The organism is Limnohabitans sp. WS1 (genome assembly GCF_003063265.1).
GTDB lineage: Bacteria > Pseudomonadota > Gammaproteobacteria > Burkholderiales > Burkholderiaceae_C > Limnohabitans_A.
Map to the genome: position 1 here is coordinate 94,145 of NZ_NERU01000014.1, position 23,710 is coordinate 117,854.

25 protein-coding genes, 1 tRNA gene and 1 pseudogene are annotated in these 23,710 nt (G+C 54.3%); 11 read left to right on the forward strand and 16 right to left on the reverse strand.

The annotated features are described in order from the left end of the window. Positions 1–36: 36 nt before the first annotated feature. Positions 37–297, reverse strand: coding sequence for a 50S ribosomal protein L27 (gene rpmA / locus B9Z48_RS15920; protein WP_019430604.1), 261 nt, complete (start codon positions 295–297; stop codon positions 37–39). A 12-nt stretch (positions 298–309) separates the two neighbouring features. After that, positions 310–621 (reverse strand): 50S ribosomal protein L21, encoded by a 312-nt coding sequence (gene rplU / locus B9Z48_RS15925; RefSeq protein ID WP_089959923.1) that lies wholly within the window; start codon positions 619–621, stop codon positions 310–312. 218 nt (positions 622–839) lie between these two features. Here rplU and B9Z48_RS15930 point away from each other — a divergent pair, with 218 nt between their 5' ends. Next, positions 840–1,823 (forward strand): polyprenyl synthetase family protein, encoded by a 984-nt coding sequence (locus tag B9Z48_RS15930; RefSeq protein ID WP_233261158.1) that lies wholly within the window; start codon positions 840–842, stop codon positions 1,821–1,823. 149 nt (positions 1,824–1,972) lie between these two features. Further along, on the forward strand, positions 1,973–2,968 hold the full coding sequence (locus B9Z48_RS15935; RefSeq protein ID WP_233261159.1) for a tripartite tricarboxylate transporter substrate binding protein: 996 nt from the start codon (positions 1,973–1,975) through the stop codon (positions 2,966–2,968). A gap of 29 nt (positions 2,969–2,997) precedes the next feature. Here the strand turns inward: B9Z48_RS15935 and B9Z48_RS15940 are convergent, their stop codons facing one another. Further along, positions 2,998–3,888, reverse strand: a complete 891-nt coding sequence (locus B9Z48_RS15940; RefSeq protein WP_108379685.1) for an NAD(P)-dependent oxidoreductase — start codon at positions 3,886–3,888, stop codon at positions 2,998–3,000. A 246-nt stretch (positions 3,889–4,134) separates the two neighbouring features. Between B9Z48_RS15940 and B9Z48_RS15945 the strand changes: the two are divergent. From B9Z48_RS15945 to B9Z48_RS15970, 6 genes and pseudogenes are all read left to right on the forward strand, one after another. Continuing rightward, positions 4,135–5,310: pseudogene (locus tag B9Z48_RS15945) on the forward strand (GspE/PulE family protein); the annotation flags it as partial. Further along, a complete protein-coding gene (locus B9Z48_RS15950) occupies positions 5,307–6,521 on the forward strand; it encodes a type II secretion system F family protein (protein ID WP_108379689.1) in 1,215 nt (404 codons plus the stop codon). The pseudogene B9Z48_RS15945 and the gene B9Z48_RS15950, both read left to right, overlap by 4 nt. A 1-nt stretch (position 6,522) precedes the next feature. Beyond that, on the forward strand, positions 6,523–7,356 hold the full coding sequence (locus B9Z48_RS15955) for an A24 family peptidase (RefSeq protein WP_108379691.1): 834 nt from the start codon (positions 6,523–6,525) through the stop codon (positions 7,354–7,356). Positions 7,357–7,362: 6 nt separating this feature from the next. Beyond that, positions 7,363–7,980, forward strand: a complete 618-nt coding sequence (coaE, locus tag B9Z48_RS15960) for a dephospho-CoA kinase (protein WP_108379693.1) — start codon at positions 7,363–7,365, stop codon at positions 7,978–7,980. A 22-nt stretch (positions 7,981–8,002) separates the two neighbouring features. Further along, a complete protein-coding gene (zapD, locus tag B9Z48_RS15965) occupies positions 8,003–8,758 on the forward strand; it encodes a cell division protein ZapD (RefSeq protein ID WP_108379695.1) in 756 nt (251 codons plus the stop codon). Beyond that, positions 8,755–8,970 (forward strand): DNA gyrase inhibitor YacG, encoded by a 216-nt coding sequence (locus tag B9Z48_RS15970; RefSeq protein ID WP_108379697.1) that lies wholly within the window; start codon positions 8,755–8,757, stop codon positions 8,968–8,970. Before zapD ends, B9Z48_RS15970 begins: the two co-directional genes overlap by 4 nt. 22 nt (positions 8,971–8,992) lie before the next feature. Here B9Z48_RS15970 and B9Z48_RS15975 read toward each other — a convergent pair whose 3' ends face one another. The 4 genes from B9Z48_RS15975 to secA form a co-directional block, all read right to left on the reverse strand. Next, positions 8,993–9,475 (reverse strand): NUDIX domain-containing protein, encoded by a 483-nt coding sequence (locus tag B9Z48_RS15975; RefSeq protein WP_108379699.1) that lies wholly within the window; start codon positions 9,473–9,475, stop codon positions 8,993–8,995. After that, on the reverse strand, positions 9,472–10,362 hold the full coding sequence (locus B9Z48_RS15980; RefSeq protein ID WP_108379700.1) for an ATP-binding protein: 891 nt from the start codon (positions 10,360–10,362) through the stop codon (positions 9,472–9,474). Before B9Z48_RS15980 ends, B9Z48_RS15975 begins: the two co-directional genes overlap by 4 nt. Beyond that, the gene (argJ, locus tag B9Z48_RS15985; RefSeq protein ID WP_108379702.1) at positions 10,359–11,588 is read right to left on the reverse strand and encodes a bifunctional glutamate N-acetyltransferase/amino-acid acetyltransferase ArgJ; all 1,230 of its coding nucleotides are present in this window, start codon (positions 11,586–11,588) and stop codon (positions 10,359–10,361) included. Before argJ ends, B9Z48_RS15980 begins: the two co-directional genes overlap by 4 nt. Positions 11,589–11,664: 76 nt before the next feature. Then, positions 11,665–14,415, reverse strand: coding sequence for a preprotein translocase subunit SecA (secA, locus tag B9Z48_RS15990; RefSeq protein ID WP_108379751.1), 2,751 nt, complete (start codon positions 14,413–14,415; stop codon positions 11,665–11,667). 222 nt (positions 14,416–14,637) lie between these two features. Between secA and B9Z48_RS15995 the strand changes: the two genes are divergently transcribed. Continuing rightward, entirely contained in the window at positions 14,638–14,940 is a 303-nt protein-coding gene (locus B9Z48_RS15995) for a DciA family protein (RefSeq protein ID WP_108379704.1), read from the forward strand. 85 nt (positions 14,941–15,025) lie between these two features. Here the strand turns inward: B9Z48_RS15995 and B9Z48_RS16000 are convergent. The 6 genes from B9Z48_RS16000 to petA all read right to left on the reverse strand — a co-directional run bounded on the left by B9Z48_RS16000 (position 15,026) and on the right by petA (position 19,125). Continuing rightward, positions 15,026–15,101 (reverse strand) — tRNA-Thr (locus B9Z48_RS16000). 53 nt (positions 15,102–15,154) lie between these two features. After that, positions 15,155–15,601: a ClpXP protease specificity-enhancing factor gene (locus B9Z48_RS16005; RefSeq protein WP_108379706.1), complete on the reverse strand. Its 447-nt coding sequence runs from the start codon at positions 15,599–15,601 to the stop codon at positions 15,155–15,157. An 18-nt stretch (positions 15,602–15,619) separates the two neighbouring features. Beyond that, positions 15,620–16,231: a glutathione S-transferase N-terminal domain-containing protein gene (locus B9Z48_RS16010; RefSeq protein WP_089959973.1), complete on the reverse strand. Its 612-nt coding sequence runs from the start codon at positions 16,229–16,231 to the stop codon at positions 15,620–15,622. A gap of 91 nt (positions 16,232–16,322) precedes the next feature. Next, positions 16,323–17,087 carry a cytochrome c1 gene (locus tag B9Z48_RS16015; protein WP_089959977.1) on the reverse strand — a complete coding sequence of 255 codons (765 nt, stop codon included), beginning with the start codon at positions 17,085–17,087 and terminating at the stop codon, positions 16,323–16,325. Positions 17,088–17,107: 20 nt separating this feature from the next. Further along, positions 17,108–18,517, reverse strand: a complete 1,410-nt coding sequence (locus tag B9Z48_RS16020; protein ID WP_108379753.1) for a cytochrome bc complex cytochrome b subunit — start codon at positions 18,515–18,517, stop codon at positions 17,108–17,110. Positions 18,518–18,528: 11 nt separating this feature from the next. After that, the gene (gene petA / locus B9Z48_RS16025; RefSeq protein ID WP_089959980.1) at positions 18,529–19,125 is read right to left on the reverse strand and encodes a ubiquinol-cytochrome c reductase iron-sulfur subunit; all 597 of its coding nucleotides are present in this window, start codon (positions 19,123–19,125) and stop codon (positions 18,529–18,531) included. Between the two features lie 139 nt (positions 19,126–19,264). Between petA and mscL the strand changes: the two genes are divergently transcribed. Next, the gene (mscL, locus tag B9Z48_RS16030) at positions 19,265–19,696 is read left to right on the forward strand and encodes a large conductance mechanosensitive channel protein MscL (protein ID WP_108379708.1); all 432 of its coding nucleotides are present in this window, start codon (positions 19,265–19,267) and stop codon (positions 19,694–19,696) included. 13 nt (positions 19,697–19,709) lie between these two features. Here the strand turns inward: mscL and pdxA are convergent, their stop codons facing one another. After that, positions 19,710–20,783, reverse strand: coding sequence for a 4-hydroxythreonine-4-phosphate dehydrogenase PdxA (gene pdxA / locus B9Z48_RS16035; protein ID WP_108379710.1), 1,074 nt, complete (start codon positions 20,781–20,783; stop codon positions 19,710–19,712). Positions 20,784–20,793: 10 nt separating this feature from the next. Next, positions 20,794–21,546 carry a Nif3-like dinuclear metal center hexameric protein gene (locus tag B9Z48_RS16040; protein WP_108379712.1) on the reverse strand — a complete coding sequence of 251 codons (753 nt, stop codon included), beginning with the start codon at positions 21,544–21,546 and terminating at the stop codon, positions 20,794–20,796. 112 nt (positions 21,547–21,658) lie between these two features. Between B9Z48_RS16040 and B9Z48_RS16045 the strand changes: the two genes are divergently transcribed. Then, positions 21,659–22,816, forward strand: a complete 1,158-nt coding sequence (locus B9Z48_RS16045; protein ID WP_089960116.1) for a S1C family serine protease — start codon at positions 21,659–21,661, stop codon at positions 22,814–22,816. Positions 22,817–22,897: 81 nt separating this feature from the next. On the opposite strand, the gene tatC is transcribed toward B9Z48_RS16045, so the two are convergent. Next, entirely contained in the window at positions 22,898–23,686 is a 789-nt protein-coding gene (gene tatC, locus B9Z48_RS16050; RefSeq protein ID WP_089960002.1) for a twin-arginine translocase subunit TatC, read from the reverse strand. Positions 23,687–23,710: the final 24 nt, after the last annotated feature.

Here is a 23,710-nt window from a genome sequence, read left to right on the forward strand (position 1 = left end):
CTTGCGGGGCTCCTCTGCGCCATGGGCGGGACGGGCTTAAACAGCCGGTGTCACGTTGACCATGTGTTTGCTCAGTTCGCCTTTGGTGGAGAACGACACGTGGCCGTCAACCAGGGCAAACAAAGTGTGGTCCTTGCCAATGCCGACATTGTTGCCCGCATGGAACTTGGTGCCACGTTGACGAACGATGATCGAGCCAGCGCTGATCAGTTCACCACCGAAAGCCTTGACGCCGAGCATTTTTGGCTTGGAATCACGACCGTTGCGCGTAGAGCCGCCGCCTTTTTTCTGTGCCATGACCTATTCTCCTCAGGCAGCGATCGCGCCGATTTGCAGTTCAGTGAACTGCTGACGGTGACCCTGACGTTTTTGATAGTGCTTGCGACGGCGCATCTTGAAGATGTGCACTTTGTCGTGCTTGCCATGAGCCAACACCGTGGCTGTGACTGTGGCGCCGGACACCAGGGGCGTGCCGATCTTGAGTTCAGCGCCGGTACCGACGGCCAAAACTTGATCAATCACGATTTCCTGGCCAACGTCCGCAGCAATCTGTTCTACTTTAATTTTTTCGCCAGCGACAACACGATACTGTTTGCCACCGGTTTTTATGACCGCGTACATATTAGACCTCTTGAATGGAAGTTTCCAAGGGCTGATCCCCAAGGAACCCGAGATTCTAGCACGTTCGCATTTCTTTGACCAGACTTCGGCATCAACTTGCCCTTTGTTTCAGGCATCGGACACACCGCGCTCTATATAATCAGCATGCACATGAAGCATGGAATTTTTATGCTTTTACCGCCTCGGCTCAGCCAGGTCACCCTGCCGGATACCCCAAGTTGTCTGACTCTGAAAACAGCACCGCCGCCGTTCTTGACCTCGTGTCTCCCGACATGATTGAAGTTGACCGCGTCATTGCCCAACGACTCGATTCGGGCGTCCCACTGGTTGGGGAAGTGGCCAAATACATCATCTCGGCTGGGGGTAAACGACTTCGACCTGTTTTGCTGCTGTTGACATGCGGGGCTTTGGGCGTCAAAGGTCCTCAGCGCCACAACCTGGCCGCCGTGGTCGAATTCATCCACACGGCCACATTGCTGCACGATGATGTTGTCGACGAATCTACTTTGCGACGTGGCAGACCCACGGCCAACGAGCGTTTTGGCAACCCCGCAAGCGTTCTCGTGGGTGATTTTTTGTACTCTCGTGCCTTTCAGATGATGGTGGATGCACAGAGCATGCGTGTGATGCAAATTTTGGCGGATGCCACCAATGTGATCGCCGAAGGTGAAGTGCTTCAACTGATGAACATGCACGACGCCTCACTGGACGAAGACGGCTACCTGAAGGTCATCCGCTCCAAAACCGCCAAGTTATTCGAGGCCAGCGCCAGACTGGGTGCCGTTTTGGCCAACAGTCCTGTCGAAATAGAGCAGGCTTGCGCTGACTATGGTCAAGCCCTTGGAACTGCTTTTCAAGTCATTGACGATGTCCTTGACTATGATGGCAACACTGCTGAAATGGGCAAAAACCTGGGTGATGATTTGCGCGAAGGCAAAGCCACCTTGCCTTTGATTTTGGCCATGCAGCGCGGTGATGCAGCACAAAGACAAACCGTGCGTGAAGCCATTGAAACGGGCAGCGTGGATCGTTTGAGCGATATCGTGACCATTGTCCGGACAACAGGCGCTCTTGAAGCCACCCGCGACGCCGCAGCGGCAGAAGCACAACGGGCCATTAACGCTGCCATGCAGTTGCCAGATAACCCCTACCGAAATGCCATGCTGGTGCTTGCATCACAACTGCTCAACCGGCGAACATGATGAAAAGCGCCTGTCGGTAAGGGGGCATCTGCACCGCCTTTTACCGATGCCCAGTTTGTCACTTTGGTGATGCCAGAGGCCTGTTGACTGTGTGATAGTGATTTTCACCTTTGTTTCATAACAAAGGAATCACAACACTAGGAGACTTCATGCGTTCAACATCCAAATCAAGGCGTTTGATTTTCGCTTCTGCGTTTCTGGGCTTCTTGGCCATGGCCATTCAGCCCACCGCCATGGCGCAAACATACCCCACAAAACCCATCAAGATGATCGTTCCGTTTCCAGCGGGAGGCACCACTGACATCGTCGCACGCATCGTGGCACAAAAGATGAGCGAGTCCATGGGGCAAGCGGTCACGGTCGACAACCGTGGGGGGGCAGGAGGTGCAATCGGTGCCGATTTGATGGCCAAGGCTGCCCCCGATGGTTACACCATCATGATGCACAACTTGTCATTTCCGCTGGCTTCTGTTGCGCAGACCTTGGCCAATCGATCACCTTTTAACGTGGATACCGATTTTGCCGGTGTTTCCATTGCTGTTTACGTCCCCTTTGTATGGACCGCCAGCCCCAGCGTACCGGCCAAAGACCTCAAAGAGTTGGCCACTTTGTTGCGCTCTAACCCGTCCTTGCAATACAACTATGGATCAACCGGCCCCGGTTCCACCATGCATGTATTGGGTGAAGCTTTCAAAAAAGAAGGCAAAGTCAACATCACACACATCCCGTTCAAGGGCGCAGCCCCACTTAAACAAGAGTTGTTAGCGGGCCGCCTTCAAGTGGGCGGGGATCAGTTGTCCTCGTCTTTGGCCGAGATCAAAGCCGGCACCTTGAAAGCCTTGGCGACCACAGCCTCCAAACGCATTCCCGGCTTGCCAGATGTTCCAACCGTCAAAGAACTTGGTTTCCCCAACTTGGAGCTTGAAGGCTGGAACGGTGTTTTCGCCCCCGCAAAAACACCGAAGGACATCATTGAACGCCTGAACAAGGAAGTGATCGCTGCCGTTCGACACCCCGATGTGATCAAACGTTTGAACGATTTGGGTGCAGAAGGTGTCGGCTCAACCCCGGCCGAACAAGATGCCATGTTGCGTCGGCAAATGGACCAGTTCAGAGCCATCATTCGGGAAATGCGCCTCGAATAAGGCAACAAACAGGGTGGCTCTTTAGCCTTTCAGGCGCGGCCACCCTGGGACAACCACCACACCAATAGCTCAGAGCAATCTTTTCCGTCTAAACCGTTTTGGGCGGCCGCATCGAATTTTTGCAAAGCCAGGGCGGTCAGTGGAAGTACTTTTTGTGTGGCCTGACCTTGGTCCAGCATGGCTTGCATGTCTTTGCGCATGGTGGCCACATTCACGGTGACTTGATCGCTGGTTTGCTGCTTCAAGGTTTGGGCAATCATGTTGCCTCGAACCTTCAGCATGTTGGGGCCACCTGAAGAGTCCGACAAAATATCGATCACCCGTTGAGGATCAAGACCCAGAGGTTCAACCAATGACAAGGCCTCGCCCAAGGTTTGCCAATACACCATCAAGGGCAAGTTGACGGCCAACTTCATGGTCGCCCCAGCACCGTGTGGGCCGACATACTCTACGCGTCGACAAATGACACTCAGCAAAGCATGGACCCTCGCCAAATCCTGCGCTTGTCCACCCACAAAACCCAGCAACTTGCCCTCTTTGGCGGGCCCTACGCTGCCGCCGACCGGACACTCCAGAAAATACGCATGGACGGCTTGGACAAGCCCGGCCATTTCCTGAGGTTTGGCTGGGCGAACTGTGCTCATGTCAATGAAGGTCTTCCCCTTCACCTGTCCGGCCAACAATCCAGACTCGGCACCATAAACCTGATCTAAAGCCGCCTCATTGGTCAACAAAGTCAGGACCACATCGACCGACTCAGCCAAGGCTTTGGGCGTTGGAGCCCATTGAGCACCTGCGTCGAGCAAGGACTGCGCCTTGACGGAGGTTCGATTCCAGACCGTCACCTTGTAGCCCTGCGACAAAAGTCGTGAACCAATGGCCGCCCCCATCTTGCCAATTCCAGCGATTCCAATATGCATGTTTGTCTCCAGTCATTGATGTTGACGTTTGTCGAATATTTTGTGCCCACTCCCCAAGTTTTGCTGAAACACAGGTCCTTGACGAATTCTTTTTTTGACGGCAAAGCAGCCACGACTCCTACAAAATTTGGGGTTACATCATTTACAAACACAAGTTCAAGCACCATGATTTGAATAACTTGGTATTCAATCAACTTAGGAGCCAGCTTGGAGCCCTTACTTTCACGACCCTCGACCATGGGCGCTGACGATGCTCCAGTCGTCAGCTACGTGCAACAACTGCTCGAAAAGGCGGTGGCCCTCAAAGCCTCTGACTTGCACTTTGAGCCCTATGAGCACCATTACCGGGTGCGCATGCGCATCGATGGTGAGTTGCGTGAAATGGCCACCCCCCACATGGCGCTCAAGGATCGATTGGCTTCCCGTCTGAAGGTCCTGTCGAGACTGGACATTGCTGAAAAACGTCTTCCCCAAGACGGGCGAATGAAGCTCCAGCTGGGCGATGGTCGCTCACTGGATTTGCGCATCAGCACTTTGCCAACATTGTTTGGTGAAAAATTGGTTGTCCGCATCTTGGATTCAGCACAAGCACAACTGGACCTGACACGACTGGGTTACGAACCCGAGGACTTGGCACGACTGATTCAGGCCATTCGCGCCCCACACGGCATGGTGCTGGTCACCGGTCCCACGGGCTCTGGCAAAACACAATCGCTTTATGCTTGCTTGAACTTGCTCAACACCTCGGAAGTCAACATTGCCACCGTCGAAGACCCCTGTGAAATCCAGCTGACAGGCATCAATCAGGTCAATGTCCAGGACAAGCCCGGCTTGAGTTTTGCTGTAGCGCTGCGGGCGTTTTTGCGCCAAGACCCTGACATTTTGATGGTGGGTGAAATACGTGACCTCGAAACAGCCAATATTGCCGTCCAAGCCGCACAAACCGGTCATTTGGTTCTTTCTACTTTGCACACCAACGATGCACCAGGGACACTGATCCGCTTGCGAAACATGGGCTTGGCCCCCTACAACATTGCAGCGAGCGTGACCTTGATCACAGCCCAGCGTCTGGTGCGTTGTTTATGTGTCCATTGCAAACAAGCCACGCAAGTACCCTCTGCCGTGTTGCATCAGGCTGGACTGGGCTTGAAACTGCTGCCCAACGAGCACGTCGAGGTTTTCACACCGGTGGGCTGCGAACATTGCCACAAAGGTTTTTCAGGCAGAACAGGCATCTTCCAAGTCATGCCCGTGAGCCCTGACATGCAAAATCTGGTGTTACACGATGCTGTCGGCCAAGAAGTCGCCAAACTGGCCCAAAAAGAAGGCGTGGCCAGCTTGCGCATGGCTGGCCTGCGCAAAGTCCTTCAAGGCATCACATCTTTGGACGAGGTGCTGGCGGCCACTCGGGAGGAAGCATGAATCCAGGCTCCAATGCTCGCCAAACGCCCAGTTTTGCTTGGAAGGGTCAAAATTCGCAAGGCCAATTGCATCAAGGCAAACTCCATGCGCTCAATGCAGATTTGGCCCGAGCCCATTTACGAAGACAAGGTCTGCAACACATTCAAGTGAACCGTCTTTGGTGGGACACGACACCCAAGGTGCGACCCAAAGACCTGTCTGCCATGACGCGCCAATTGGCGGCCTTGCTGCGTGCAGGTATTCCTTTGCTTCAGTCACTGAACATGCTGAGTCGCAGCATGACCTCACCTGGACTGGTTCAAACATTGCGCGATGTGCAAGAAGATGTTGAAGCAGGCCTGAGCTTGCATACCGCCTTGGCCAAGCACAGCCAACACTTCAGCGGCTTGTACGTGCACATGGTGCAAGCGGGTGAATCAGCAGGCATTCTTGACGTCATGATGGAGCGCCTGTCGCTGACGCTTGAAAAAAACGAGGCACTTCGCTCCAAAATTCGCTCAGCGCTGATGTACCCCAGTGCGGTCTTGTCGGTTGCCATTGGCATCTTGGTCATGATTTTGGTTTTTGTGGTGCCTGTTTTCCAAGACGTTTTCAAATCATTTGGCGCCGAATTACCTTGGGCCACCCAAATTGTGGTCGGTTTGAGCGATGCCCTTGTACACTTCGGCCCCCTGCTTTTGATCACTTTGATGGTGGCTTTCTGGTTTGCACAGCGGCCAAGTGATAGCCGCGATCGCTTGCGTCAATGGACCGCGAGGTGGTTGTTGCGCTGGCCTGTTGTCGGCCCGCTCATCACCACATCGGTGGTGGCACGTTGGGGCCAAACTCTCTCAGCCTTGCTGTCCGCAGGCGTCCCCTTGACGGAGGCTTTAGGACCCACCGCACAAGCTTGTGATCATCCGGTTTTTGCCCGATGGACACTGCAATTTCAGCGCCGCGTGGCGCAGGGCGGCAGTTTGAGTGAAGCCATGGGGCAAAATGGTCGTTTTCCCGCCATGATTGTTCAACTTTGCGCAATCGGTGAAGAGACTGGCGCTCTTGAGAGCTTGCTGGCCAGGGCCGCCGCCCTCATGGAAACCGAAATGGATGACCAGGTCAATGGTTTATCCAGCCTTCTGGAGCCGCTGATCATTGTGGTGTTGGGCGGGTTCATCGGTGCCATTTTGGTGGCCATGTATTTGCCTATTTTTCGACTGGGCCAGGCTTTTTAAAATGAACAATGCGGTCTTGACCTTGTGCTTGCCAGCTTTGCTGGGTCTGGTGGTGGGCAGTTTTTTGAATGTACTGATACACCGACTGCCCCGCATGATGCAGGCCCAGTGGGAGGCCGAAGCCAGCCTCATGTCCAATCCAGCGGCCCCCTCCAATTTACCCACCTACAACCTGGCTTGGCCTGGCTCACATTGCCCTCAATGCCAGCACGATCTGCGGTGGTTCGACAACATCCCGGCACTGAGTTACCTCTTGCTCAAGGGCCGCTGCCGATACTGCAGCGCCCGCATTGGATGGCGGTATCTGGGGGTGGAGTGTTTGACAGGCATTTTGTTTGCATGGGCCTTCATGCACCACGGATTTGGGGTTGAAGCTTTGGCTTGGTGCGGATTTTCAGCGGCACTGGTCGCTTTGGCAGCGATTGACGCAGACACCACCTTGTTGCCCGATGCCATCACACAACCCTTGCTTTGGTCGGGATTGCTGATGAGCAGTTTGAGTTGGACAGGCATTTCCCTGAGCATGTCTTTGTGGGGGGCCTGTGCAGGCTACCTTTTACTGTGGCTTGTCTTGCACTTGTTCAAATGGATTACAGGCAAAGAAGGCATGGGTCAAGGTGATCTCAAGCTGCTCGCCGCTTTAGGAGCCTGGCTGGGTTGGCCCGCTTTGCTTTCCTTGGTATTGATTTCCTCGATCACAGGTGCATTGGTCGGCATTTGGTTAAAGTCTCGGGAAAAATTGTCTCCTGAGGGGTATCTGCCATATGGTCCCTTTCTGGTGTTTGCGGGCTTGTGGGTCATGATGTTTGGCTCCTTGCCCCCTTTTCAGATCTGAACACGTATGACAACTCAACGCGTATGGCGGATTGGCCTCACCGGCGGCATTGGCAGCGGCAAAAGCACTGTGGCCAGCCTTTGGGCAGGTTTGGGGGCAGCCGTCATAGACGCTGATGCCATTTCCCGCAGCTTAACGGCCCCTCATGGACGAGCCATGGTGGCCATTGAACGCACATTTGGACCTGCCATGGTCGGTCCAGACGGTGCCATGGACCGACAAGCCATGCGTGAACTTGTCTTCAAAGACCCGAATGCCAAAAGACAGCTCGAGCTCATCATCCACCCTTTGGTCAGTCAAATCACCGCCGAACAAACTCAGGCAGCGCTGACCCAAGGCCAGCGCTGCTTGATTTTTGATGTTCCCCTGTTGGTTGAATCGGGGGAACGGTGGCGTCGTCAAATGGACCGTGTTGTGGTGATCGATTGCGATGAGGACACCCAATGTGGCAGGGTCATGCTCCGCAATGGCCTGAACACCCAAGAGGTAAAACGGATCATCCAACAACAGGCTTCGCGGGCGCAACGTTTGGCTTGTGCCGACGTGGTTATTTTCAATCAGGGCTTGAGTTTGTCTCAATTAGAAATTCAAGTCACTCAAGTGGCCGCTGACTTCGGGCTATGATTACGGAATTGGAAAATGCTGCGTGATACTGTACGAATATCCCTTCAACGAGCGCATTCGCACCTATTTGCGACTGCATCAGCTCTTTAACCGCCTGAGTCAGCTGACTCAGCGGGTGGAATCCATCGACCATCATTTCGCACTGACCACCTTGTTTGAAATCATGGAGGTTGGCTCGCGTTCCGAGCTCAAATCCGACGTTTTGAAGGATTTAGAGCGACAAAAACAACTCTACGGCAGCTACAGGGGCAATCCGGCCATCTCTGAAAAAGCGCTCGATCAGTTGATCTCCCAACTTGACGAGCTTTTCGACACCCTGAACCAAGTCAATGGAAAAATTGGCCAAAGCCTCACAGAAAGCGATTTCTTGATGGCTTTGCGCAGCCGCGTCGTCATCCCAGGGGGAACCTGCGAATTTGACTTGCCTGCCTACCATGCTTGGCAACACCACGATCCCAACAGCCGAACGTCCGACCTGAATTCATGGGCTGCCCCATTTGCACCGCTGTCCAACGCGATTCAAATGTTGCTTCAAATGTTGCGCGAATCGGGCACCAATCAAAAAGTGATGGCGCCATCGGGTCAGTTGCAGCAAAACCTGCCCCAAGGTCGCACTTACCAACTTTTGCGTCTGAAGATCGACTCTTCTCTGGGCATCACGCCAGAGATCAGTTGCAATCGCTTGCTGGTGGTCATCCGAATGATGCGTCAGCAAAGCGATGGCAAACTCGTGGCCACGACCGAGGATGTTCCATTTGAAATGTCCTTGTGCGCATGAGCAACGCTGAACCCACAGATTCATTCAAACCCCGCAAAGTGCGATGCCCCGCCTGTGCAGGGCAGAGCTTGTACAGCCCCAGCAATCTTTACCGCCCGTTTTGCAGTGCCCGCTGCAAGGGTGTGGACTTGGGGGCCTGGGCCAGCGAAGAATTCAAACTGCCTGACAACACCCCGCCCGACGAGCCGTTTGGTGATCCGCGTTTGCAGTGAGAAGCCCGGAACCCCTGGGGTTTCAAGCGTGTGTGGCGTCCGTGAACTGACGCTCTTGGGCCAGCCAAGCCAGCACGGGAATGGTGCCCGGCAAAACCGGCGTCACAGCCACGGGAAGTAACTGCCAAGCGTGTGATTGCGCCTCGCGCATTTGCAACTCACCCTGCCAGTCCCACACCTTGCAAAAGTGCAGCCGCACCAGCGCGTGTGGGTAATCGACCATCTGGGTTTTCCAGACTTGGGCGGCACCGATGGTGATGCCCAGCTCTTCCTGCAACTCGCGGCGCAGCGCTTGCTCGACCGACTCGCCCGCTTCGAGCTTGCCGCCCGGGAACTCCCAATAGCCTGCATACACCTTGCCCTCTGGGCGCGAGGTCAGCAAAAAATGGCCATCGTCTTGCAGCAGCACGCCCACCGCCACATCGACCACGGCTCGCTCGGCCTGGCCTGTGCTCAGGTCTTCGCGTGCGCGCTCGCCGTCGGCGACCAGCAAACCTGCGCTCATGCGGGGTCGGCTTGGCGGCCCATCATGTCCCGCGCAAACTGGTAGGCCACCCGGCCGCTGCGTGAGCCGCGCTCCAAAGCCCACAGCAGCGCATCGGGGCGTGCGGCCTCGATTTGCGCGGGTGTGGCCCCCAAGGCGCTGAGCCACTGCCCGGCAATGGTCAGGTACTCGTCTTGCGAGAAGGGGTAGAAACTGATCCATAAACCAAAGCGCTCGGACAATGAAATTTTCTCTTCCACGCCTTCACCGGGATGGACTTCGCCATCGTCTGTGTGTTTGTAGGTGAGGTTTTCGCTCATGTACTCGGGCAGCAGGTGGCGGCGGTTGCTGGTGGCGTATACCAGCACATTGGGGGTCGAGGCCGCCACGGTGCCGTCCAAAATCGACTTGAGCGCCTTGTAGCCCGGCTCGCCATCTTCAAAGCTCAGGTCGTCGCAATAGACCACGAACTTTTCGGGGCGACCCGCCACCACTTCGATGATGTCAGGCAGGTCGGTCAGGTCTTCCTTGTCCACTTCAATCAATCGCAGACCTTGCGGCGCATAGGTGTTCAGGCAGGCCTTGATGAGCGAGGACTTGCCGGTGCCGCGTGCGCCTGTGAGCAGCACGTTGTTGGCCGGACGGCCGTGCACAAACTGCTCGGTGTTGCGCTGCAGCTTTTCCTTTTGGTCGTCGATTTCCTTGAGGTCGGCCAGCGTCATGGCCGCTACATGGCGCACAGGTTCGAGCACGCCGTGGCCGGACGAGCGTTTGCGGTAGCGCCAGGCAATGGCCTGCGTCCAGTCGGGTGCCGACAGGGGTTGAGGCAAGACCGACTCGATGCGGTCCACCAGCTGGCTGACTTTGGCCAGCAGTTGGTCCAAGGAAGAAGATGCGGGGAGGTTCATGAACGGTAATCGGCGTTGATGGTGACGTAATCGTGGCTCAGGTCGCAGGTCCACACGGTGTCGCTGGCGGTGCCACGGCCCAGGCCCACACGCACGGTGATCTCGCTGCTCTTCATGACGCGCTGACCGTCTTCTTCGCTGTATTCGGCTCGGCGGCCGCCTTTCGAGACCACATGCACATCGTCCAGGTGCAGCTCGATCTGGCCTTGGTCCAGGTCTTCAATGCCCGCATAACCCACGGCGGCCAGAATGCGGCCCAGGTTCGGGTCGCTGGCAAAGAAAGCGGTTTTGACCAAGGGCGAGTGCGCGATCGCATAAGCCACCTGGCGGCACTCTTCGCCCGTGCGGCCGCCTTCGACCTGCACCGTGATGAACTTGGTCGCGCCCTCGCCATCGCGCACGATGGCGTGCGCCAACTGGCGGGCCACTTGCATCAAGCCCTTGAGCAGAGCCTGGCCATCGGCACTGTCCAGCGAGGTGATGGGCGCATGACCGGCCTTGTGCGTAGCGATCAACATGAAGGAGTCGTTGGTCGAGGTGTCACCGTCGATGGTGATGCGGTTGAACGAGCCATCGGCCAGCTGTTTGGCCAAAGCAGGCAGCAACCCTGCATCGATGCAAGCGTCGGTGGCCAGAAAGCCGAGCATGGTGGCCATGTTGGGACGGATCATGCCAGCACCCTTGCTGATGCCGGTGATGCTCACGGCCTTCCCGCCCACCTGCACCTGCACGCTGGCCGCTTTGGGCACGGTGTCGGTGGTCATGATGCCTTCGGCGGCTTTGGCCCAGTGAGCAGCTTGCGCATCGGCCAAAGCAGCGGGCAGACCCGCCACGATGCGGTCCACGGGCAGCGGCTCCATGATCACGCCGGTCGAAAACGGCAGCACTTGTGTTGGTTCGCAGTTCAGCAGTGCGGCAAGCGCCTCGCAAGTTTGGCGTGCATGGGCCATGCCCGGTGCACCGGTACCCGCATTGGCGTTGCCCGTGTTGATGACCAAAGCCCGCACAGAACTGCCCGCGGCCAGGTGCTCACGGCAGACCTGCACAGGGGCGGCGCAAAAGCGGTTGCTGGTGAACACACCCGCCACGCTCGCACCTTCGTCCAGCAAGAACACGGTGAGGTCTTTGCGGTTGGCTTTGCGCACACCCGCTTGGGCGATGCCGATGCGCACGCCCGCGATGGGGCTCAGCTGTGCGGGGTCCAGTGGGGGCAAATTCACGGGCATGAAGATCTTTCAAACAAATGGGATACACACAACATCAACGTCAAAACGGACCGAAGTCCGTTTTTGTTTCATTTGATCAAGCCAGTTTGCCGTGGCACTGCTTGAATTTTTTACCACTGCCACAAGGGCAAGGGTCGTTGCGTCCCACTTGGCCCCAATCGTTGGCCAAGCTGGACAAGTTGGTCGCAGGCTGTGTTTGTGCTTGACCATTTTCATCAGGTGCGCTGTAGGTCACATTGCTGATGTGCTCAGCACGCTCTTCAATGGCCTGAGCGGCTTGTTGGATTTGATCTCCTGAATCGATTCGCACCGTCATGAGCGTTCTGGTGACTTCGTTCTTGACAGCGTCGAGCAACTGGCCAAACAACTCGAACGCTTCGCGTTTGTATTCTTGCTTGGGTTGCTTTTGTGCATAACCTCTCAGGTGAATGCCTTGCCTTAAATAATCCAGTGCACTCAAATGTTCGCGCCAATGGGTATCAATGCTTTGCAACAAAATCATCCGCTCAAATGAGACGAATTGGTCTGGGCCCACTTGTTCGAGTTTTGCTGAAAACTGGGCATTGGCCGCATCGACGACCATTTCCAAAATGTCCTCATCGGTGATCGCATTGGCAGCCTGGACCTTGTCTTTCAGGCCCAACTCGATCCCCCATTCTTCCGCCAGCACCTTTTCCAAGCCGAGCAAATCCCACTGTTCTTCCACCGATTCAACAGGCACGTATTGCCTGACCATGTCGGTAAAACAGCCTTCACGCAAACCTGCAATCTGGCCATTCAGATCGGTGGCATCCAAAATATCATTGCGTTGTTGGTAGATGACCTTGCGTTGGTCATTCGATACATCATCGTATTCCAACAGTTGTTTGCGAATGTCAAAGTTACGCCCTTCAACTTTGCGTTGTGCGCTTTCGATGCTGCGCGTCACAATGCCAGCCTCAATGGCTTCGCCCTCAGGCATCTTCAAGCGGTCCATGATCGCGCGGACGCGATCACCCGCAAAGATGCGCATCAAGGGATCGTCCAAGCTCAGGTAAAAGCGCGACGAGCCTGGATCACCCTGACGACCTGAACGACCCCGCAACTGGTTGTCAATGCGCCGTGACTCATGTCTTTCTGTGGCAATGATCCGCAAACCACCCAATGCCTTGACCTGCTCGTGCGTGACTTTCCACTGCTCTCGCATACTGTTGACACGCAACTGGCGTTCATCGGCTGAAAGACTTTCATCGGACTCCACCGCTTGAACATCTTTTTCGATATTGCCACCCAAGACAATGTCGGTTCCACGACCCGCCATGTTGGTGGCAATCGTGATCATGGCGGGCCTCCCTGCTTGAGCCACGATGTCTGCTTCTCGGGCATGCTGCTTGGCATTCAAAACTTGATGCGGCAACTTCTCTTGTGTCAGAAGGTTCGAGATCAACTCTGAATTTTCAATCGATGTCGTGCCCACCAAAACAGGCTGTCCACGCTCATGACACTCGCGGATATCTGCAATAGCTGCGGTATAGCGCTCTTGAGATGTTTTATAAACACGGTCCAGTTGATCTTCACGCTGGCTCTTGCGGTGCGGCGGAATCACCACCGTTTCAAGACCGTATATTTCCTGGAACTCATAGGCCTCGGTGTCAGCCGTGCCCGTCATGCCACCTATTTTGTTGTAAAGGCGGAAATAGTTCTGGAAAGTGATTGAGGCCAAAGTTTGGTTTTCAGCCTGAATCTGCACCCCTTCTTTGGCCTCCACGGCCTGATGCAAACCATCACTCCAGCGTCGACCCGTCATCAATCGACCGGTGAATTCGTCCACGATGATGATTTCACCATCCTGAACCACGTAATGCTGGTCCTTGTGATAGAGATTCACTGCACGCAATGCTGCGTTCAAGTGGTGCATCAAGCTGATGTTGGCCGGATCGTAAAGGCTAGCACCTTGGGGGATGAGCCCCAACTGAGACAACACGGCTTCTGCCTTTTCGTGTCCCTGTTCTGTCAAAAACACCTGGTGAGATTTTTCATCGACGGTGAAGTCACCCGGAACTTCAATGCCTTCACCCGTGCGGGGATCGGCCTCACCTATTTGACGCGTCAACAAGGGCACCACTTGGTTCATGGCCAAGTAAGTAGCAGTGTGGTCTTCTGCTTGACCACTGATGATCAAAGGTGTGCGTGCCTCATCGATCAAAATCGAATCCACCTCATCAATGATGGCGTAATTCAGAGGACGTTGAACACGGTCATAAGCCTCATAGACCATGTTGTCACGCAGATAGTCGAAACCGTACTCGTTGTTGGTGCCATAAGTGATGTCGGCGTTGTATGCAGCTTGCTTGTCCTCTCGAGGCAGTTGGGCCAAATTGATGCCCACTGTCAGTCCCAAAAAGTTGTACAGCTTGCCCATCCATTGCGCGTCCCTTGAAGCCAGGTAGTCATTGACGGTGACCACGTGGACTCCTTTGCCTGCAATGGCATTCAAGTAGGCTGGCAAGGTGGAAGTCAGTGTTTTGCCTTCCCCTGTGCGCATTTCTGCAATTTTTCCGTTATGCAGAGCAATACCACCCGCAAGTTGCACATCAAAGTGGCGCATTTTCATGATGCGCTTAGAGCCCTCACGGACCACAGCGAAGGCTTCGGGCAACAAGGCATCCAATGTCTCGCCTGCGGCACAGCGGTCGCGAAACTGCTGCGTCTTGCTCTTCAACTCGTCGTCACTCAATCCCTCCAAACCTGCCTCAAGTGCATTGATACGTTCAACGGTTTTTCGATATTGCTTGAGCAGGCGGTCATTGCGACTGCCGAAAATTTTGGTAAGGAATGGGATGGCCATGTTGATTTGATCCACCTTCAGCTTCTGGCTGAAAAACAGACCGTCTATCCTGTCAGGTTAAAAGATTCAAAAACGTGTCTAAGGCGACAATGTGCCCCATGACCTTGGCGACTCCATTGAGGGATCGCCCAACTTGCTGATTTTAGCCTCTCGCTTGAGCCCGCCAAAGACCTTTGCCCTGCTTGCACGCATCCTTGATAATGCTGTGTTCCTATTTATTACATGCAACGTCGTCATCACGCCATCCCCCTACAGCAAGCCGCACAAGAGTCACCATCACTGGCGTCATTGATGAACCGTGTCCATGCGTCCAGCGAGCGTTTGAATGCGGTACGGTCCTTGATCCCTGCTGCATTACGCCCCAATGTCGTGGCAGGCCCCATTGAGGACAACTGCTGGTGCTTGATTGTTCACTCCAATGCAGTGGCAGCCAAACTTCGTCAACTGGTGCCCAGTTTATTGGCACACCTGAATACACACGGCTTGCACGTCTCAACAATTCGCATCAAAGTTCAAAATCGATAACTTTGCACATTTTGACGAAGATTTAATTCCCAGCGTTCAGCCAAAAAAAAACCTTGATCTTAGGGATCAAGGTTTTTTTAAACTGTGGTGCCGCTTGTCGGATTCGAACTGACGACCTACCGCTTACAAGGCGGGTGCTCTACCAACTGAGCTAAAGCGGCACGGGCTGAATTCTAACGTGCTATTTGACCAAGTTAGACTTTAAAGAGAATTTTTATTTGATTCGCTTTAAAGCAGGACGACCCGACGCTGCTGGTGGAGGCTGTGGCGGCTCATCGGTTTGCTCAATACTTTTTGCAGCAGCGAGCGCATTGACGGGAATTGGCTTTGAATCTTCATCGCTGACAGGAAAAGCCATTCCTTGACCGTTTTCTCGTGCATAGATGGCCATGACCCGATGTATAGGGACCATGATGTCACGAGGCTTACCGCCAAATCGGGCTTTGAACTCAATGAATTCATTGCCCAATTTCAACGAGCTTGTGGCATCCATGCTCACATTCAGGACAATTTCCCCACCTTGCACGTATTCACGAGGCACTTGGACCGAATTGTCAACTTTGACAGCGACATAAGGCGTGAAGCCGTTTTCAGAACACCATTCATACAGTGCACGTATCAAATACGGTCGGGTCGAAGGCAACTCGGTTGCACTGATCATTGTGAACTCCAAAGCAATTTACTTGCGCATGACCTTTTCCGAAGGCGTCAATGCCTCAATGTAGGCAGGTCGCGAAAAAATGCGCTCTGCATACTTGAGCAAAGGTGCTGCATTTTTGCTCAACTCAATACCATAGTAATCAAGTCGCCACAACAGTGGCGCAATGGCGACATCCAGCATCGAGAAATTATCCCCCAGCATGAACTTGTTTTTCAAGAAAACAGGGGCCAGTTGAGTCAATCGATCACGGATGTGTGCGCGTGCTTTTTCAAGTGTTTTATCACTGCCCTTCAAGGCGCGATTTTCCAAAGTCAGCACATGTGCGAACAGTTCTTTTTCGAAATTGAGCAAGAACAAACGGACACGGGCACGGTCTACTGGATCACCAGGCATCAACTGTGGATGAGGAAAGCGCTCATCAATGTACTCGTTGATGATGTTCGACTCATACAAAATCAAATCACGTTCCACCAAGATCGGCACTTGGCCGTAGGGGTTCATCACATTGATGTCTTCCGGCTTGTTGTAGAGGTCCACATCACGGATTTCGAAGTCCATGCCTTTTTCGAACAGCACAAACCGGCAACGGTGGGAAAAAGGACAAGTGGTTCCAGAATAAAGCACCATCATGGCTAAGGCTCCTCAAAAAATCAAAAAGAGTGGAAGGCCCCAAGGCCTGCCACTCCACAAGACCCGGCTCATTGGCCGGGTAGAAAATCAATTACTTGATGTCTTTCCAGAACGCTGCATTCAAACGCCAAGCGATAAAGGTAAAGAACGACAAGAAAATCAGGACCCAGACGCCAATGCGCACGCGGGTATTTTGTGCAGGCTCCGCCATCCACTGCATGAAACCCACCAGATCACCAACCGCTTGGTCATATTGCAAAGGCGTCATCGCACCAGGCTTGACTTGCTTCCAGCCTGAGAAGATCTGGACTTTGTGACCGTGCTCTTCTTTTTCTTCAAAGATCGGCTCGCGCTCGCCCTGCAATTCCCAGAGAGGGTTAGGCATGCCCACGTTGGGATAGGCCAAGTTGTTCCAGCCCGTAGGTTTGGTTTCGTCGCGATAGTAAGTGCGCATGTAGGTGTAGAGGTAATCTGCACCTGTGCCGCCATGTCCTGATCGTGAACGAGCCACCAAAGTCAAATCAGGTGGATTCTTACCAAACCATTCTTTAGCTTGGGCTGGATCAATCGCAGCTTTCATGGTGTCACCCACTTTGTCAGTGGCAAACAGCAAGTTATCCTTGATCTGTTGTTCTGACAAGCCAATGTCTTTCAGGCGGTTGTAACGCATGAAGGCAGCAGAGTGGCAGTTCAGGCAGTAATTGACAAACAGCTTGGCACCATGTTGCAAAGCAGCCAAATCGTTGGTTTTCTTGGGTGCCTTGTCCCAGCTGATGCCGCCACCAGCGGCATGCGCACCAGCCATCAAACCGAGGGCCATCACAAAGCCCAGTGCGAGTTTCTTGAGGTTTTTCATGTTCTTGAATCTCCGTGATCTCAGTGAGGCGTGAAAGTCACGCGGTCAGGAACGGGCTTGGGTGTACCCAGCTTGCTCCACCAAGGCATCAACAGGAAGAAGCCAAAATAAAACAGTGAACCCACTTGGGACACACGCTCGCCAATCGGCGAAGGAGGTTGGACACCCAAATAACCCAGGATCAGGAAGTTGATGACAAACACAGCGTACAAATACTTGTGCCAGTCTGGACGGTAACGGATCGACTTGACGGGGCTGTTGTCGAGCCATGGCAAGAAGAACAAGATGACCACCGCACCACCCATGACCACCACACCCCAGAACTTGGCATCAATGGCCAACATCAGGGCAGAAATCACCACAGCAGCACCAATCACAGCACCCTTGAGCAAGGAAGGCATCTTGCCTTTGGCCACAGCCAATACAGCACCGATCACCACGCAAGCGATCAAGGCATACATCATCTCACTGGTGATGGCACGCAGCATCGAATAAAAAGGCGTGAAGTACCAGACTGGCGCAATGTGCAAAGGTGTGGTCAGCGGGTCTGCTGGAATAAAGTTGTTGTATTCAAGGAAGTAGCCACCAAACTCGGGAGCAAAGAACACAATCGCCGTAAACGCCATCAAGAAGACGCTCACACCCATGATGTCGTGCACCGAGTAGTAAGGATGGAAAGGAATACCGTCCAAAGGATGGCCATTGGCATCCTTTGGTGCATTGGGCCCTTTGATTTCAACACCATCGGGGTTGTTGGAGCCAACTTCGTGCAGCGCGATGATGTGCGCCACCACCAAACCGAGCAAGACCAAAGGCACAGCAATCACGTGGAAGCTGAAGAATCGGTTCAAAGTGGCATCGCCCACCACAAAGTCACCACGGATCAGCAAAGCCAAATCTGGGCCGATAAAGGGGATGGCCGAGAACAAGTTCACGATCACCTGAGCACCCCAATAAGACATCTGGCCCCATGGCAGCAGGTAACCCATGAAAGCTTCGGCCATCAGGCACAAGAAAATGGCGCAACCGAAAATCCAGACCAGCTCACGCGGCTTGCGGTAACTGCCGTACATCAAGCCACGGAACATGTGCAAGTACACCACCACAAAAAATGCTGATGCGCCTGTGGAGTGCATGTAGCGGATCAGCCAGCCCCAGGGCACATCGCGCATGATGTACTCAACCGAAGCAAACGCCACTGCCGCATCAGGCTTGTAGTGCATGACCAGGAAAATACCCGTCACGATCTGGATCACCAGCACCAGCAAAGCCAGTGAGCCGAAGAAATACCAGAAATTGAAGTTTTTGGGCGCGTAGTACTCAGACAGATGCTCTTTGTACAGCTTGGACGCCGGGAAGCGGTTGTCCACCCAGTTGAGCAGTTTTTCGCCAGCGGGGGCGTTGGGAGAGATTTCTTTGAATTCAGCCATGTTGTTCTCCATCAGGCCTTCTTGTCTTCACCAATGATCAACTTGGTGTCTGACAGGTACATGTGCGGAGGCACTTCGAGGTTGTCGGGCGCAGGTTTGTTCTTGAACACGCGACCAGCCAAATCGAAGGTCGATCCGTGGCAGGCGCACAAGAAGCCACCGGCCCAATCGTCGGGCAGCGATGGTTGAGCGCCTGTGGCGAACTTGTCACCCGGTGAGCATCCCAAGTGCGTGCAAATGCCCACAGCCACCATGATTTCTGGCTTGATGGAGCGGTGGCTATTTTTGGCGTATTCGGGCGTGGGGTAAGCGGTGCGATCTGATGCAGGATCGGCCAGCTGACCTTCGATCTTCTTGAGGGATTCGAGCTGCTCGGGCGAGCGTTTCATGATCCAAACAGGTTTGCCACGCCATTCGACTGTCAGCTTCTCGCCTGGGTTCAAGGCGGAAATGTCCACCTCGACCGCCGCGCCAGCCGCTTTGGCTCGCTCTGAGGGTTGGAAGCTGCTGACGAAGGGGGTGGCCACAAAGCCAGCGCCTACGGCACCTGCGCAAGTGGAGGCGATCAGCCAGGTCCGCTTGCTGTTGTCGACTGGGGTGTCACTCATGGGAATCCTCTAGCGAGTCGTTATCAGGGTCAACCCGCGATTGTAGCGGAGTGAAACAAGCACACGACTTACAAGATCTCCCTGCTTGGCCCTTATGCGTCACAATGGCATCCTGTTTTTTTTTTTTTGGGAGTTTTAGATGTCTTTTATTCAGGAATTCAAATCTTTTGCATTGAAGGGAAGTGTCATGGATCTCGCTGTAGGCGTGATCATTGGCGCTGCATTTGGCAAAATTGTGGACTCGCTGGTGGCGGATTTGATCATGCCCTTGGTGAGCGTGGTCTTTGGTGGCCTTGATTTCGCCAACTACTACTGGCCTTTGTCAGGTCAGGCTGCAGGTCTGTCTTTGGTGGATGCTAAAAAACTGGGGGCTGTCTTTGCTTACGGCAATTTCATCACGGTGGCCTTGAACTTTTTTATCCTGGCCCTTGTCATTTTTGTCATGATTCAGCAAATCAACCGACTCAAATCCAAACAAGTGCCTGACAGCACGCCCGAAGAAGTGGCAGCAACACCGGAAGATGTGTTGCTGCTGCGAGAAATTCGAGACAGCCTCAAAAGCAAAGGCTAAGTTAAATCACCTTTCAGCATGCGCCCACCATTTGCCTTGCGAGGCGCAGGGCTTGAATCAGACTGGACGCATCGGCCAGTCCCTTTCCGGCCAAATCCATGGCCGTGCCATGGTCCGGACTGGTTCGGATCAATGGCAATCCCAAAGTCACGTTCACGCCCTGCTCAACACCCAAATATTTGACGGGAATCAAGCCTTGGTCGTGGTACATCGCAATGACCACATCAAATTCCCGGTGCCCGTTGGATTGGCGGCGAGCTCGCATAAAAACAGTGTCAGGCGCAAAAGGGCCCTGCACATCCAAACCCTCTTGACGAGCTTGTTTCACGCAGGGCTGGAGCACATCAATTTCTTCACGGCCAAACAAACCCCCTTCGCCAGCGTGCGGATTCACACCCGCAACTGCAATTCGGGGTCTACGCCCCAACAAACGGGTCAACGACGCATCGGTGATGCGCAAGGTTTGCGCCACCTGTTCCTGTGTGATGGCATCCAAGGCTTGACGCAAAGACACATGAATGCTCACCAACACAGTCCGTAAATCCTCATTGGCCAGCATCATGCGTACAGGCAACTGCGACACAGGCACGCCAAGGTAATGCGCCGCCTCGTCTTGCAACAACTCGGTATGACCTGGATATTGGTCGTAGGGTGCACCCGCCGCATGGAGGGCTTCTTTGTGCAAGGGTGCAGTGATCAGGGCAGCAACATCGCCCCTTAATGCGGCACGGGTCGCCCAGAGAACCGCATCTCCAGCCACCTTGCCTGCGCGTGAATCAATTTGTCCCCATGTCAAAACAGGGGCCACGGACCCCACTTGCAAGACGGGCAAGCATCGCGGTGGCATTTGCAACGCCTCAAGAGGGGACTCAATTTCGCACACCGGAAAATTCAGAGGACGTTGCAACAACGCCATGGCGCGTCGCATCACCCCAACATCACCCGCCACAAAACACCCCCGGGTCAAATCAGGGGCTTGAGACCAAGCGCGGGCCACAATTTCTGGGCCAATGCCACAAGGGTCGCCCAAAGTCAGGACGATGGGACGGGTTAACGCAACCCCAGACAATTCAGAAATAGAGGTCATTTGCAAGGCCTCATGCAGGGTTGTCGATCTCAATGAATCGATGTTGCAAGCCCAACGCTTGCGCTACATGCGCAGCGACAGCGGGGGCACCATAACGTTCAGTCGCATGATGACCACATGCCATGAATGCCACCCCTGTTTCTTTGGCCAAATGGGCTTGAGGTTCGGAAATCTCACCAGTGATGAACACATCCACACCCAAAGCAATGGCGGCCTCAAAGTAGGACTGAGCCCCCCCTGTGCACCAAGCCACACGGCGAACAGGCTTGTCATTGCCGCCGACACAGACGACAGGGTGCCCTAATGCATGCGCCACATGGTCGGCCAATGCTTGGGGCTTGGCCCAGGTGTGGGCAGGTGCGCCCACAAAACCCAGGCTCTGCTCACCAAAACGAGCTTCCATCTGAAAACCCAGCACCTTGGCCAGTTGGGCGTTATTGCCCAGTTCTGCATGTGCGTCCAAAGGCAGGTGATAGGCAAACAAATGAATGCCATGTAACAAGAGCAAGCGCAAGCGCTCCCGCATCCATCCGACCACCCGACCGTCCTGCCCACGCCAAAACAGGCCGTGGTGAACAAAGATTGCATCGGCATGGACGTCAATGGCCGCTTCAATCAGGGCCCGACTGGCTGTTACGCCGCTGACCAATAATTTCACATCTCGATCGCCCTCAACCTGCAATCCGTTGGGGCCGTAATCGCGAAATTTTTCGGGCTCAAGCAAGGCATCAAAGGCCAAAGTCAAGTCTTGAACGTGGGTCATATGAATGTTGCTTTCATGATCAACAAGTATTGTGGCGCAATGCGCTCTCAGTCCGAACAGAAAAAAAGACCCAAGGCTTGATGCACGACTTGAATCAAGGACAATGGAAAACATGAAACGCTATTGGCTTTTATTTTCACAATGGGTCACGGTTTTGTTGGCCATATGGTTTGTGGTTGCCACACTTCAACCCGATTGGCTGAACCGAGCAAACCGATCTAGCGGGGGCGTGACCTTGCTACAGGCACCCCTTGCCCATCCCAACAACCGATCCGCAGGAAGTCTGAGTACGCCCGCCCGCTTGGCATCACCCGCAGTGGTGAGCATCAACACCAGCAAAAACCAATCACCCGCCACCCAAGGTCAGGACCCTTGGTTCAAATTTTTTCATGGCGAGCAAGACGAGCAAAATCCGGCCGGTCTGGGCAGTGGCGTCATCGTCAGTGCAGAAGGTCATATTTTGACCAACAACCACGTCATTGAAGACGCCGATGACATCGAAGTGGTTTTGAGCGATGGACGCAAGACCTTGGCCAAGGTCATTGGATCAGACCCCGAGACGGACCTGGCTTTGCTCAAAATCAATCTTGATAAATTGCCCGTCATCGTGCTGGGTCAAATTCAAGACATGCAAGTGGGTGATCTGGTATTGGCCATTGGCAACCCCTTCGGAGTGGGTCAGACCGTGACCTCGGGCATTGTCAGCGCCTTGGGTCGCAATCAGTTGGGCATCAACACATTTGAAAACTTCATCCAAACCGATGCCGCCATCAACCCGGGCAACTCAGGCGGCGCATTGGTTGACGTGAATGGCCACTTGATGGGCATCAACACCGCCATTTATTCGCGCTCAGGCGGCAACATGGGCATTGGATTCGCCATTCCGATCTCTACAGCCAAACAAGTCATGCAGGACCTGCTGAAGAAAGGCAAAGTCGTTCGGGGCTGGATTGGCGTAGAGCCTCAAGACATGTCCGCCGAGTTGGCACAAACCTTCCAATTACCCGCCTCGGGCCAAGGCATGCCTTATGGCGTGGTCATCACAGGGGTGCTCAAAAACGGTCCGGCAGCTTCAGCTGGCATTCGCCCCGGCGACGTGATTGTCAAAGTCGCAGGTCAACCTGTGCGCAATGTGTCCGAGTTGTTAACCCAAGTGGCTGGACTCAAGCCCGGTGTACCCGCTGAAGTGAACATTTGGCGTCGTCAAGGTGAGGTGAACCTTCGCCTGACACCTGCTGAACGGCCCGCGGTCAGCAAACCACGCAAGTGACAAACCGGTTGTGCAGATACCCCGTTGAACAAGCCCCAAAAGAGCTCAATGAGCCTCTTTTGGGATGACCATTAAGCGCGTTTAAGAGGCACCATCGGTGTCTTGCGGAGCCTGCGTGTGCTTGATGAACACTTGCGCGGCCCAAATACCGATTTCGTAAAGCAAGCACATGGGAATGGCCAGCGCCAGCTGTGACACCACATCAGGGGGAGTGACCACGGCGGCAATCACAAAGGCCAACACCACAAAATAGCCCCGGAAATCCTTGAGTTTTTGAATGCTCACTACACCCATGCGAGCCAAGACCACCACAGCCACGGGTACCTCAAAAGCCAATCCAAAAGCCAGGAACATGGACAACACAAAGCTCAAATAAGCTTCAATATCTGGCGCTGCCGTAATGCTTTTGGGCGCAAAGCTTTGAATGAAACTGAACACTTGGCCAAACACAAAGAAGTAACAAAACGCCACCCCAATGAAAAACAGCACCGTGCTGGACACCACCAAGGGCATGACCAGCTTTTTCTCATGGCTGTAAAGGCCAGGGGCGATGAATGCCCAAACTTGGTACAAAACCACGGGCAAAGCAATCAGGAAAGCGCTCATGAGCAAAATCTTGAGCGGCACCATGAAAGGCGAAATGACCGAGGTAGCGATCAAAGTCGCGCCTTTAGGCAGATGCACCACCAAGGGTGCCGCCAAAATGTCATACAAATTGCCCGGCCCCGGAAAAATGGCCAAAACGGCCGCAGCCACGGCCACTGCCGCCACGGCCCACATCAGGCGGTCGCGCAACTCGATCAGGTGCGCCACAAAAGGTTGCTCGGAACCTTTGAGTTCGTCGTCGGGCTGGGAAGGGGTATCGGACATGGCGGGGTCGGTTGGACGGTACGC

Excerpts from the sequence above, each read along its gene's own strand:
- coaE (WP_108379693.1), top strand. The coding sequence starts at position 7,363 with ATGACAACTCAACGCGTATGGCGGATTGGCCTCACCGGCGGCATTGGC.
- B9Z48_RS15950 (WP_108379689.1), top strand. The coding sequence starts at position 5,307 with ATGAATCCAGGCTCCAATGCTCGCCAAACGCCCAGTTTTGCTTGGAAG.
- argJ (WP_108379702.1), bottom strand. The coding sequence starts at position 11,588 with ATGCCCGTGAATTTGCCCCCACTGGACCCCGCACAGCTGAGCCCCATC.
- B9Z48_RS16015 (WP_089959977.1), bottom strand. The coding sequence starts at position 17,087 with ATGAAAAACCTCAAGAAACTCGCACTGGGCTTTGTGATGGCCCTCGGT.
- secA (WP_108379751.1), bottom strand. The coding sequence starts at position 14,415 with ATGGCCATCCCATTCCTTACCAAAATTTTCGGCAGTCGCAATGACCGC.
- B9Z48_RS15970 (WP_108379697.1), top strand. The coding sequence starts at position 8,755 with ATGAGCAACGCTGAACCCACAGATTCATTCAAACCCCGCAAAGTGCGA.
- rplU (WP_089959923.1), bottom strand. The coding sequence starts at position 621 with ATGTACGCGGTCATAAAAACCGGTGGCAAACAGTATCGTGTTGTCGCT.
- B9Z48_RS15935 (WP_233261159.1), top strand. The coding sequence starts at position 1,973 with ATGCGTTCAACATCCAAATCAAGGCGTTTGATTTTCGCTTCTGCGTTT.
- B9Z48_RS15955 (WP_108379691.1), top strand. The coding sequence starts at position 6,523 with ATGAACAATGCGGTCTTGACCTTGTGCTTGCCAGCTTTGCTGGGTCTG.
- mscL (WP_108379708.1), top strand. The coding sequence starts at position 19,265 with ATGTCTTTTATTCAGGAATTCAAATCTTTTGCATTGAAGGGAAGTGTC.
- tatC (WP_089960002.1), bottom strand. The coding sequence starts at position 23,686 with ATGTCCGATACCCCTTCCCAGCCCGACGACGAACTCAAAGGTTCCGAG.
- B9Z48_RS15940 (WP_108379685.1), bottom strand. The coding sequence starts at position 3,888 with ATGCATATTGGAATCGCTGGAATTGGCAAGATGGGGGCGGCCATTGGT.
- rpmA (WP_019430604.1), bottom strand. The coding sequence starts at position 297 with ATGGCACAGAAAAAAGGCGGCGGCTCTACGCGCAACGGTCGTGATTCC.
- petA (WP_089959980.1), bottom strand. The coding sequence starts at position 19,125 with ATGAGTGACACCCCAGTCGACAACAGCAAGCGGACCTGGCTGATCGCC.
- B9Z48_RS16005 (WP_108379706.1), bottom strand. The coding sequence starts at position 15,601 with ATGATCAGTGCAACCGAGTTGCCTTCGACCCGACCGTATTTGATACGT.
- B9Z48_RS15975 (WP_108379699.1), bottom strand. The coding sequence starts at position 9,475 with ATGAGCGCAGGTTTGCTGGTCGCCGACGGCGAGCGCGCACGCGAAGAC.
- B9Z48_RS15995 (WP_108379704.1), top strand. The coding sequence starts at position 14,638 with ATGCAACGTCGTCATCACGCCATCCCCCTACAGCAAGCCGCACAAGAG.
- B9Z48_RS16010 (WP_089959973.1), bottom strand. The coding sequence starts at position 16,231 with ATGATGGTGCTTTATTCTGGAACCACTTGTCCTTTTTCCCACCGTTGC.
- pdxA (WP_108379710.1), bottom strand. The coding sequence starts at position 20,783 with ATGACCTCTATTTCTGAATTGTCTGGGGTTGCGTTAACCCGTCCCATC.
- B9Z48_RS16040 (WP_108379712.1), bottom strand. The coding sequence starts at position 21,546 with ATGACCCACGTTCAAGACTTGACTTTGGCCTTTGATGCCTTGCTTGAG.
- B9Z48_RS16020 (WP_108379753.1), bottom strand. The coding sequence starts at position 18,517 with ATGGCTGAATTCAAAGAAATCTCTCCCAACGCCCCCGCTGGCGAAAAA.
- B9Z48_RS15980 (WP_108379700.1), bottom strand. The coding sequence starts at position 10,362 with ATGAACCTCCCCGCATCTTCTTCCTTGGACCAACTGCTGGCCAAAGTC.
- B9Z48_RS16045 (WP_089960116.1), top strand. The coding sequence starts at position 21,659 with ATGAAACGCTATTGGCTTTTATTTTCACAATGGGTCACGGTTTTGTTG.